The 9556-nt window shown below is 63.1% G+C and carries 8 protein-coding genes; 5 read left to right on the top strand and 3 right to left on the bottom strand.

Annotated features, from left to right (window positions below; genetic code table 11):
* The first annotated feature begins 52 nt into the window (after positions 1 to 52).
* Positions 53 to 2365, top strand: a complete 2313-nt coding sequence (metE, locus tag BT125_RS18430) for a 5-methyltetrahydropteroyltriglutamate--homocysteine S-methyltransferase (protein ID WP_072409060.1) — start codon at positions 53 to 55, stop codon at positions 2363 to 2365.
* A 220-nt stretch (positions 2366 to 2585) separates the two neighbouring features.
* A complete protein-coding gene (locus BT125_RS18435; protein ID WP_072409062.1) occupies positions 2586 to 3605 on the top strand; it encodes an alpha/beta fold hydrolase in 1020 nt (339 codons plus the stop codon).
* 177 nt (positions 3606 to 3782) lie between these two features.
* Here BT125_RS18435 and BT125_RS18440 read toward each other — a convergent pair whose 3' ends face one another.
* Positions 3783 to 4664: a LysR substrate-binding domain-containing protein gene (locus tag BT125_RS18440; protein ID WP_072409080.1), complete on the bottom strand. Its 882-nt coding sequence runs from the start codon at positions 4662 to 4664 to the stop codon at positions 3783 to 3785.
* 163 nt (positions 4665 to 4827) lie between these two features.
* Between BT125_RS18440 and BT125_RS18445 the strand changes: the two genes are divergently transcribed.
* A complete protein-coding gene (locus tag BT125_RS18445; RefSeq protein WP_072409082.1) occupies positions 4828 to 6459 on the top strand; it encodes a 5-guanidino-2-oxopentanoate decarboxylase in 1632 nt (543 codons plus the stop codon).
* A 139-nt stretch (positions 6460 to 6598) separates the two neighbouring features.
* Here BT125_RS18445 and BT125_RS18450 read toward each other — a convergent pair whose 3' ends face one another.
* On the bottom strand, positions 6599 to 7528 hold the full coding sequence (locus tag BT125_RS18450; protein ID WP_072409064.1) for an AraC family transcriptional regulator: 930 nt from the start codon (positions 7526 to 7528) through the stop codon (positions 6599 to 6601).
* Between the two features lie 326 nt (positions 7529 to 7854).
* On the opposite strand from BT125_RS18450, the gene BT125_RS18455 reads away from it, so the two are divergent.
* Together BT125_RS18455 and BT125_RS18460 are read left to right on the top strand one after the other, a co-directional pair.
* On the top strand, positions 7855 to 8208 hold the full coding sequence (locus tag BT125_RS18455; protein WP_072409066.1) for a putative quinol monooxygenase: 354 nt from the start codon (positions 7855 to 7857) through the stop codon (positions 8206 to 8208).
* A gap of 43 nt (positions 8209 to 8251) precedes the next feature.
* Entirely contained in the window at positions 8252 to 8485 is a 234-nt protein-coding gene (locus tag BT125_RS18460; RefSeq protein ID WP_072409084.1) for a hypothetical protein, read from the top strand.
* 174 nt (positions 8486 to 8659) lie between these two features.
* Here the strand turns inward: BT125_RS18460 and BT125_RS18465 are convergent, their stop codons facing one another.
* On the bottom strand, positions 8660 to 9280 hold the full coding sequence (locus tag BT125_RS18465; protein WP_072409068.1) for a flavin reductase family protein: 621 nt from the start codon (positions 9278 to 9280) through the stop codon (positions 8660 to 8662).
* Positions 9281 to 9556 lie beyond the last annotated feature (276 nt).

Below are 9556 nucleotides of genomic sequence, written 5' to 3' on the forward strand. Positions count from 1 at the left end.
TGTGGGTCGAGCTGTCGACAATGGCGCCATCTTTTACAGGAGGACGCATACCATGGCCCTGGCCCACACCCTCGGTTTTCCCCGCATCGGCGCCGACCGCGAACTGAAAAAAGCCCTCGAAGCCTACTGGAAGGGCGACCTGGCCCCGGCTGCCTTGCAAACCGTGGGTCGTGAACTGCGGGCCCGGCACTGGCAACTGCAGAAAGACGCCGGCATCGACCTGCTGCCGGTCGGCGACTTTGCCTGGTACGACCAGGTGCTCAGCCACACCTTGACCTTGGGCGTCGTCCCGCAACGTTTCCACGGCACCTTGAATGCCCAGGGTCGGCCGACCCTCGACACCCTGTTCGCCATGGCCCGTGGTGCCACGGCCAGTTGCTGCGGTGCCGAGCACGGCCAGGCGCAATACGCCCAGGAGCTGACCAAGTGGTTCGACACCAACTACCACTATCTGGTCCCGGAGTTTTCCGCCGACCAGACCTTTGCCCTGAGCTGGGAACAGTTGTTCGACGAAGTGGACGAGGCCCATGCCTTGGGCCATCAGGTCAAACCGGTGATCATCGGCCCGTTGACCTACTTGTGGCTGGGCAAGGCCAAGGGCGAGGCGTTCGACAAGCTCGGCCTGCTGGAGCGCCTGCTGCCGGTCTACGGTGAAATCCTCAACCGCCTCAAGGCCCAGGGCGTGGAATGGGTGCAGATCGACGAGCCGATCCTCACCCTCGACCTGCCCCTGGCCTGGAGGAGCGCCTTCGAGCGGGCTTACCACATCCTCCAGTACTCGCCGTTGAAAAAGCTCGTGGCCACCTACTTCAGCGGCCTGCAAGACAACCTCGGGCTGGCGGTGAGCCTGCCGGTGGACGGCTTGCACATCGACGCGGTACGTGACCCGGAACAACTGGGCCAGGTGCTGGACCGCCTGCCGACCTACAAGATTCTCTCGGTGGGCCTGGTCAACGGTCGCAACGTCTGGCGCTGCGAACTGGAACAGGCGCTGGCGCAATTGCAACCGGCCCAGGAGCGCTTTGGCGACAACCTTTGGGTCAGCACCTCGTGCTCGCTGTTGCACAGCCCGGTGGACCTGGAGCGTGAGGACCGGCTCGACCCCGAACTCAAGAGCTGGCTTGCCTTTGCCGTGCAGAAGTGCGGTGAAGTCGCGGTGCTGCGTGATGCACTGAACGATCCACAGGCACCCGCCGTGCAACAGGCGTTGAGCGACAGCCGCGAGGTGCAGGCCCGTCGCGCCGGCTCGGCGCGCATTCACAAAGCCGAGGTCCAGGCGCGTCTGTCGGCGATCGGGCCACAGGACAGCCAGCGGCATTTGCCGTTTGCCCAGCGCATCGAACGCCAGCGCGCACGCCTGGCGCTGCCGGTCTTTCCTACCACCACCATCGGTTCCTTCCCACAGACTCCGGCCATTCGCCTGGCCCGTCAGGCCTACAAGCAGGGCAAGTTGTCGGCCAACGATTATCAGGACGCCATGCACACCGAGATCCGCCACGCCGTGCAGATCCAGGAACGCCTGGGCCTGGACGTGCTGGTGCACGGTGAAGCCGAACGCAACGACATGGTGGAATACTTTGCCGAGCAACTGGACGGCTACGCCTTCACCCGTTTCGGCTGGGTACAGAGTTACGGCTCACGTTGCGTGAAACCGGCGATCATCTACGGCGACATCAGCCGTCCGAAAGCCATGACCGTCGACTGGATCCGTTACGCGCAAAGCCTGACCGACAAGGTCATGAAAGGCATGCTCACCGGTCCCGTGACCATGCTGATGTGGTCGTTCCCCCGCGAAGACGTGTCGCGCCAGGTCCAGGCCCGACAACTGGCCCTGGCCCTGCGCGACGAGGTGCTGGACCTGGAAAAGGCCGGGATCAAAATCGTGCAGATCGACGAGGCGGCGTTCCGCGAAGGGCTGCCACTGCGTCGCGGGCAATGGCAGCACTACCTGGACTGGGCCGTGGAGGCTTTCCGCTTGTGCGCATCGGGCGTGGGTGATGACACCCAGATCCATACCCACATGTGCTACAGCGAGTTCAATGACGTGATCAAGGCCATCGCCGACCTGGACGCCGATGTCATCACCATCGAGACCTCCCGTTCGGACATGGAGTTGCTGGAAGCATTCGAGGCATTCGACTACCCGAACGACATCGGCCCGGGCGTCTACGACATCCACTCGCCAAGGGTGCCGGACACGGCCGAGATGGTTGCGCTGATGAGCAAGGCGGTGAAACGCATCGCCGCCGAGCGGCTGTGGATCAACCCCGACTGCGGGCTGAAGACCCGGGGCTGGCCAGAAACGGAAGCGGCACTGGTGAACATGGTGGCGGCGGCGCGGCAGTTGCGGAGCCAGTTGGCCTGAGGCCCCACGAGGTTTGCCCTCCCTGTGACCTTGCACCCTGTGGCGAGGGGATAAATCCCCTCGCCACAGGGGACAGCATTCGGTTTTATTGCTCCACTTGACCGGGCAACCATCCCCACTCGGCAATCTTCATCAAACTGTCACGCAACTGTGGCAGCGCGCTTGAACAAACTTCATCAGACTCGCGCTCTACTGGGGTTCTGCGTTTCGGTGTTTCTTCATGCGTGTACTTATTTTCCTGGCCGCGTTGTGTTTCGGCCTGCCGTCGATGGCGGCGTCTCGTTGCGATGTCAATGTTGCGACCCAACGGGTCGATCTGGATCAGGTCAGCCTGGTCTACCAGAGCATTGGCCGTGCCTCGGATCCCGCATTGCTGTTGGTGATGGGCCTGGGTGGGCAGTTGATCCATTGGCCGGACGAAGTGGTGGTCGCCCTGTGCGAGCAGGGTTTCCGGGTGATCCGCTACGATAACCGCGATGTCGGCCTGAGCACCTGGCGCCAGGCGCCCGGCAGCGCCAACCTGACCTTTGAAGCCCTGCGCTACAAACTGGGCTTGCCCGTGGCCGCGCCCTATACCCTCACCGACATGGCCGACGATGGGCTCGGGCTGATGGACGCGTTGCATGTGCAAAGCTTCCATGTACTGGGCGCGAGCATGGGCGGGATGATCGCCCAGCACATGGCGGCCATGGCGCCTGAGCGGGTTGAAAGCCTGACCCTGATCATGACCAGTTCCAGTGCCGCCGGCTTGCCCGCGCCCAGCGAAAGACTGGTGCAACTGTTGTCCCGGCGCGGTGCTCCGAATCGCGAAATGGCCCTTGAACAGCAGGCCGATCTGCTGGCCGCGTTGGGCAGCCCGATGGTGGTGGATGATCGCCAGGCCTTGCTGCATCAGGCTGCACTGGCCTATGACCGGGCCTTCAACCCCGAAGGCGTGAAGCGCCAGATCATGGCGATCATGGCCGAGCCGAGCCGGGTAGCACTGCTCAATCAACTGCGGGTGCCGACCCTGGTCGTCCACGGCACCGCGGATCCGTTGCTGCCGGTGATGCACGGCGTGCACTTGGCGGCGCACATCCAAGGCAGCCAACTGAAGCTGATCCCGGGCCTGGCTCATCGCTTCCAGGACGCGTTCAAGGCGCCGTTGCTGGGGGCGGTGTTGCCGTACCTGCAGCAGCACCGCGAAGACACGTCCCATTGGGCGCAGATCGAACCGGTGCAGGCGCCGAATCTGCTCTGATAACCCTGATGGCTGGCTTTTGTGGCGAGGGAGCTTGCTCCCGCTGGGCTGCGCAGCAGCCCCCCTAGGGTTCAGCTCGAGGCATCAAGGTGGCTGGATAGATTATGGGGTTGCTTCGCAACCCAGCGGGAGCAAGCTCCCTCGCCACAGTTTCATTCACCCTCGAAGGGGCAGTCGCTACCGCACCTGCGCCTGCGCCACCAACCAGTCCATCAACTCCAGCAACGGTGCCGAGGCCTGGGACTTGCGCGGGTGCACCAGGTGATAACCCAGCCCGGTCTTGACCTTCAGCTCGAACGGCATCACCAGCCGGCCGGCACTCAGGTCGTCGCCGATCAGCGACCAGTCGCCAATCGCCACGCCCGTGCCCTGGGAGGCCATGGACATCGCCAGGTCCAAGGTTTCGAAATGCTGGCCCTTGCTGACGTGGTTCAAGTGCACATCGGCCGCCGCCAGCCAGGCGTTCCAGTCGCGCTCGTCAAGGGCCGGGTGCAACAGCAAGTGGTGCTGCAGGTCGGCGGGTTCATGCAGCGGCACCGGTCCTTGCAGGGTCGATCGGGAGCAGACAGGCGTCAGCTGTTCATCGAACAGGTGCAGGCACGCCAGCGAGGCATCCGGTGGTGGGCCATAGACCACCGCGGCGTCGAAGGTTTCACGCTGGAAATCCACGCCGTGCCTGACCGTGGTGGTCAATTCCACCGGCACGTCCGGTCGTTCCTTTTGCCATTGCAACAGGCGCGGCAGCAACCAGCGCATCACACAGGTCGGGGCCTTGAGCTGTAGGGTCTGGCGTTTTTCGCCGATCTGCTGGACCGCATCGCCGATCAGGCTGAACACCTGCTGCACCCGTGGCAGCCACGCCTGGCCCTCGGCGGTCAGGCTCAGGCCGCGTGCCTGGCGCTGGAACAACGCATAACCCAAATGATCTTCCAGCCCGGCGATCTGCCGGCTCACCGCGCCCTGGGTGATGTGCAGTTGTTCGGCGGCCCGGGTGAAGTTGCAGCATTGGGCCGTGATCAGAAATGTGTGCAGCGCCGGCAACGGGGGGAGTCGTTTCATTTCGATCCAAGCCATGACGTGAGGACATGGCTAGTATGACTTTTTATCCATTGTTGTCGCCATGCCCCGCCCGTTCCAATAACGCCATCTCCAAGACAAAAGGGGCCCGCTCCATGGGTTGCGCGGCCCTTTACCCGACCAGAAAAAGGCAATGGCAATGGCAATGGCGACGTGCGGCGAAGTATTGGTCAAGTTACTCCAAGCGTATGGCGTGGAGCAGGTGTTCGGCATTCCCGGTGTGCACACCGTCGAGTTGTACCGCGGGCTGGCCCGTTCCAGTATCCGCCATGTGACGCCGCGTCATGAACAGGGCGCAGGTTTCATGGCCGACGGTTACGCCCGGGTCAGCGGTAAGCCCGGCGTGTGTTTCATCATCACCGGTCCGGGCATGACCAACATCACCACCGCCATGGGCCAGGCCTACGCCGATTCGATCCCGATGCTGGTGATCTCCAGCGTGCAGTCGCGCAGCCAGTTGGGCGGCGGTCGTGGCAAGCTGCATGAACTGCCGAACCAGTCTGCGTTGGTAGGCGGTGTCGCGGCGTTTTCCCACACGCTGATGTCCGCCGCCGAATTGCCCGGCGTGCTGGCCCGGGCGTTTGCGGTGTTCCAGGCCGGGCGCCCGCGACCAGTGCACATTGAAATCCCGCTGGACGTTTTGGTCGAAGACGCCGATGCCTTGCTCGCCAGCGTGCCGGTGAACATCAGCCGCGCCGGTGCCGCACCCGCTGCGGTAAAACAAATGGCCGATCTGCTGGCGACGGCTCGGCGGCCTCTGATCCTGGTCGGTGGCGGGGCCATTGACGCGAGGACCGAATTGACCGAACTGGCCGAACGTCTCGGCGCGCCAGTGGCGTTGACCATCAATGCCAAAGGCCTGCTGCCTGCGCGTCATCCGTTGCTGATCGGCTCCACCCAGAGCCTGGCGGCCACCCGTGCGTTGGTGGCCGAGGCGGACGTGGTGCTGGCCATCGGCACCGAACTGGCCGAAACCGATTACGACATTACCTTTGCCGGTGGCTTCGAGATTCCCGGTGCGCTGCTGCGCATCGACATCGACCCGGACCAGACCGTGCGCAACTTCCCGCCGCACCTGGCGCTGGTGGCCGACGCCGGTGTCGCCGCCCGGGCCTTGCTCGACGAATTGGGCCGGCGCCCCTTGGCCGAACGCGATGCCGATTGGGGGCCGGCGCGTGCCGCCCGATTGCGCGCGGAGCTTCAAGGCAGTTGGGACGCCGCGACCCGCGCCCAGACCGTGTTTCTCGAGACGGTCTTGCAGACGCTACCGGAGGCGGTGTTCGTCGGCGATTCCACGCAACCGGTGTACACCGGCAACCTGACGTTCAACCCGGAGCAGCCGCGCCGCTGGTTCAATTCCTCCACCGGCTACGGCACCCTTGGCTACGCGTTGCCGGCGGCCATCGGCGCCTGGCTCGGCGGCAAGGACCTGGGCAACGGCCGCCCCGCGGTGGTGTGCTTGATCGGTGACGGCGGGTTGCAGTTCACCCTGCCGGAACTGGCCAGCGCCGTGGAAGCGCGCACACCGGTGATCGTGCTGCTGTGGAATAACCAAGGCTACGAAGAGATCAAGAAATACATGCTCAACCGCGCCATCGAACCGGTGGGGGTGGACATCTACACCCCGGATTTCATCGGCGTCGCCAAGGCCTTGGGCTGCTTTGCCCAAGCTATCGAGGATGTGCCGTCGCTGCGTGCCGCGTTGCTGGCGGCCCGCGAGCGGCAGGGGCCGACATTGATTGAGATTGACCAGGGTGTTTGGACATCGAAGTGTTGAGGTGTTTTTACTGGCCTCATCGCGAGCAAGCTCGCTCCCACAGGGATCTTCATTGAACACAGGTTCTCTGTTCACTACAGACTCAGTGTGGGAGCGAGCTTGCTCGCGATGAGGCCCGCCCAGTCAACGCAAACCCAGGTCAAACGGTCATCCGCAACCGCGCCAGATCTCGCAATGGCGGCGCGCCGAACAACCGGCTGTACTCGCGGCTGAACTGCGAAGGGCTTTCATAACCCACCCGATACCCCGCCGCCGAAGCTTCCAGCCCTTCGGCCAGCATCAGTCGACGAGCTTCCTGCAAGCGCAGTTGCTTCTGGTATTGCAGTGGGCTCATGGCCGTCATGGCCTTGAAGCGGTGATGCAGGGTCGAGACGCTGAGGTTCACTTCCCGGGCCAGGTGATCGATGCGCAGCGGCTGTTCGAAATGGCCGTTGAGCCATTTGATCGCCTGGCTGATGCGATGGCTCTGACTGTTGGCAATGGCGATTTCATACAGCCGATAGCCTTGTGGACTGCGCAGCAGGCGATAGAGGATTTCCCGGCGCACCAGGGGCGCAAGCATGGCGATGTCCTTCGGCGTGTCCAGCAGCCGTGCCAGACGCAGCACAGCGTCTAGCATCGGCGTGTCCAGGCGTTCGACATACAGTCCACGTCCGGCGGGGCGGGTCGGCACCCCCAAGGGGCCGGCATCGGCGATCAACGCAGTGATTTCCGCCGGGTCGATGTCCAGGCGCAGGGCCAGGATCGGCTGCTCGGGCGAAACGTCGGCGATGCAACCGCTGAGCGGCATCGAGACCGAGACCACCAGGTAATGGAGCGGATCGTAGTTGAAGAGCTCATCCGCCAGGCGCACCTGTTTGCTGCCCTGGGCCATGATGCACAGCGCCGGTTGCGCCAGCACCGGTGCGAACTTGTGCGGCTGGCTGTGCCGCGACAGGTTCAGCGAGCCGATGGCTGTGGCGTAGCTGCCATCTTCGCTGGTGTTGCGGTCGATGATCGATGCCAGTTCGGCGCGCTGTTGTTCCAGGTACGTGTCCAGCGGGACGTGGGCGTGATCGAGTGGCGACATGCCGGGTTCCTCAGGCGATAGGAGCGATGAACAAAGCTTATGTTTGTGCAAGGCGCAGCGGTAGCAACATCCTGTTAAAAGCTTGCCTGATCCTGCACGGCGCAATGGGCCATGACGGGGCAAGGCGTGCGAAACTTGCTTGAAACCTTTTGTTTCAAGTTCACGCCTGGCAACCGGTTCGACGGTGGATTTTGTGCGACCGCTGCGCAGGATTGTGCAACGGGTCGGCAGGAATCGACTAACGAAGCTGGCGTCGTGACGCTTAACCTTTGATCCTGTCGCAGCCTGTCCCCGGCTGCACAACGGATTACCTGGGAGGGTTGAACATGACTACACAGATCCCCGTCAGCCACATGGCTTTTGTCCGGGCCCGCAGTGGTTGCTCCAAGCAACTGGGTGCACGCCTGAGCACGCTGATCGCGCCTTCGCGCCAGGCGCCCGGCTGCCTGCACTTTGCCTTGCAGCAATCGCAATGCGACGCTGATTTGTGGCTGGTGTCCGGGCTCTGGGTCAATCAGCCGTCGATGGACGCCTACTTCAACTCACCGGCCATGGCGATTTTCGCCGAGCTGGTGCAAGACCTGGTGGTGAGCAGCCTGGATTTCCACACCTTCAGGGAAGTCTCCGCCACCCAGGCGACCGAAGGGTGCCGGGCCCAGGTACACAAACTGGCCGGTTGAAGGTTTAATGACCGTCATTTTCCACCGCCAGGATGCACAAGAGATGGCACGTAAAGCCTTTGAAACCTTTGAAGCTGTTTCCGCCGTTGTTCCCAAGGAGGGCGGCGGTTACCACGCCGCCATTGCCACCAAGGCCATCGGCGGCTCAGGTGCGCCGCGTTTCAACAAGGTGCTTGAAGACCAGTCCTTCAAGACCGCGACCGAAGCCGATGATGCCGCTGCCGTGCAGCTCACCCATCTTCAGGGTGTCGACGACGAGGGTGGGTTGGTCTGGTAAACCCGCGTCACCTGTTGGGATGACCTACACCTGTGGCGAGGGGATTTATCCCCGCTGGGGCGCGAAGCGGCTCTAAAACCAGTCCAGGCAACTCAGTGTCAGGAAGGTATTGGGGGCTGCTCCGCAGCCCAGCGGGGATAAATCCCCTCGCCACAGAGTGTGGTGGGCAAGCCTCTATTTGGGACGATGCATCTTGAACAACGCCTCAGGCCCCAGCTGGAAATAATCCGCCGGCCCACCCCCGCGCAAAATTGGCTCGGCGGCGGCGGTGTCGTACACCCCATCCTTCAGCAGCCACTGGGCGATATGCACGGCGACCACTTCGCCGAGGATCAGCCAGCTCGGCACCAGCCCTTTGTCCGCCCGCTGCAATTGAATGATCTGTGTGACCTTGCATTCGAAGGACACCGGGCTTTCGGCGACGCGTGGCACCTGGATCACCCGTGATGGGGCGGCCGTCAGGCCCGCCAGTTCGAACTCATTGACCTCTGGGCCGACCATCGCGCAGCTCTGGTTCATCTGCTCGGCGAGTGGGCGGGTGGCCAGGTTCCAGGCGAACTCACCGGTCTGTTCGATGTTGTTCAGGCTGTCTTTGCGCCCGACGCTGGAGAACCCAATGATCGGTGGAGTGTAATTGAAGGCGTTGAAGAAACTGTAGGGCGCCAGGTTCAGGCGGCCTTCGCCATCCTGGGACGAAATCCAGCCGATGGGCCGTGGGCCGACGATGGCGTTGAACGGATCGTGGGGCAGGCCGTGGCCGTTGGCGGGTTCGTAGAAGTGGATGTCATCGGGCATTGGGTACAGATCCTGGGATGGATTTTGAAGAGTTCGACGATAGTGCAGGGGGCAGCTGTTTGTCAGCACCGAGAACCTTGTGGGAATGGGCTCGCTCGCGAAGGCGCCGGAACATTCAATATTGCTGCAAGTTGGGCCACCGCTTCCGCAAAACCTGCGTCCGCTGTTCTTCTGCAAATCCCAAAAACAACTAAGCCCGGCCGAAGCCGGGCTGTGAGAGGGGCTCCGTGGCAATTAGCTGATGGCGGCAGCGCCAGTGCGGTCGAAACCATCTTC

The organism is Pseudomonas sp. NFACC04-2 (assembly GCF_900119265.1).
Taxonomy (GTDB): domain Bacteria; phylum Pseudomonadota; class Gammaproteobacteria; order Pseudomonadales; family Pseudomonadaceae; genus Aquipseudomonas; species Aquipseudomonas fluorescens_AA.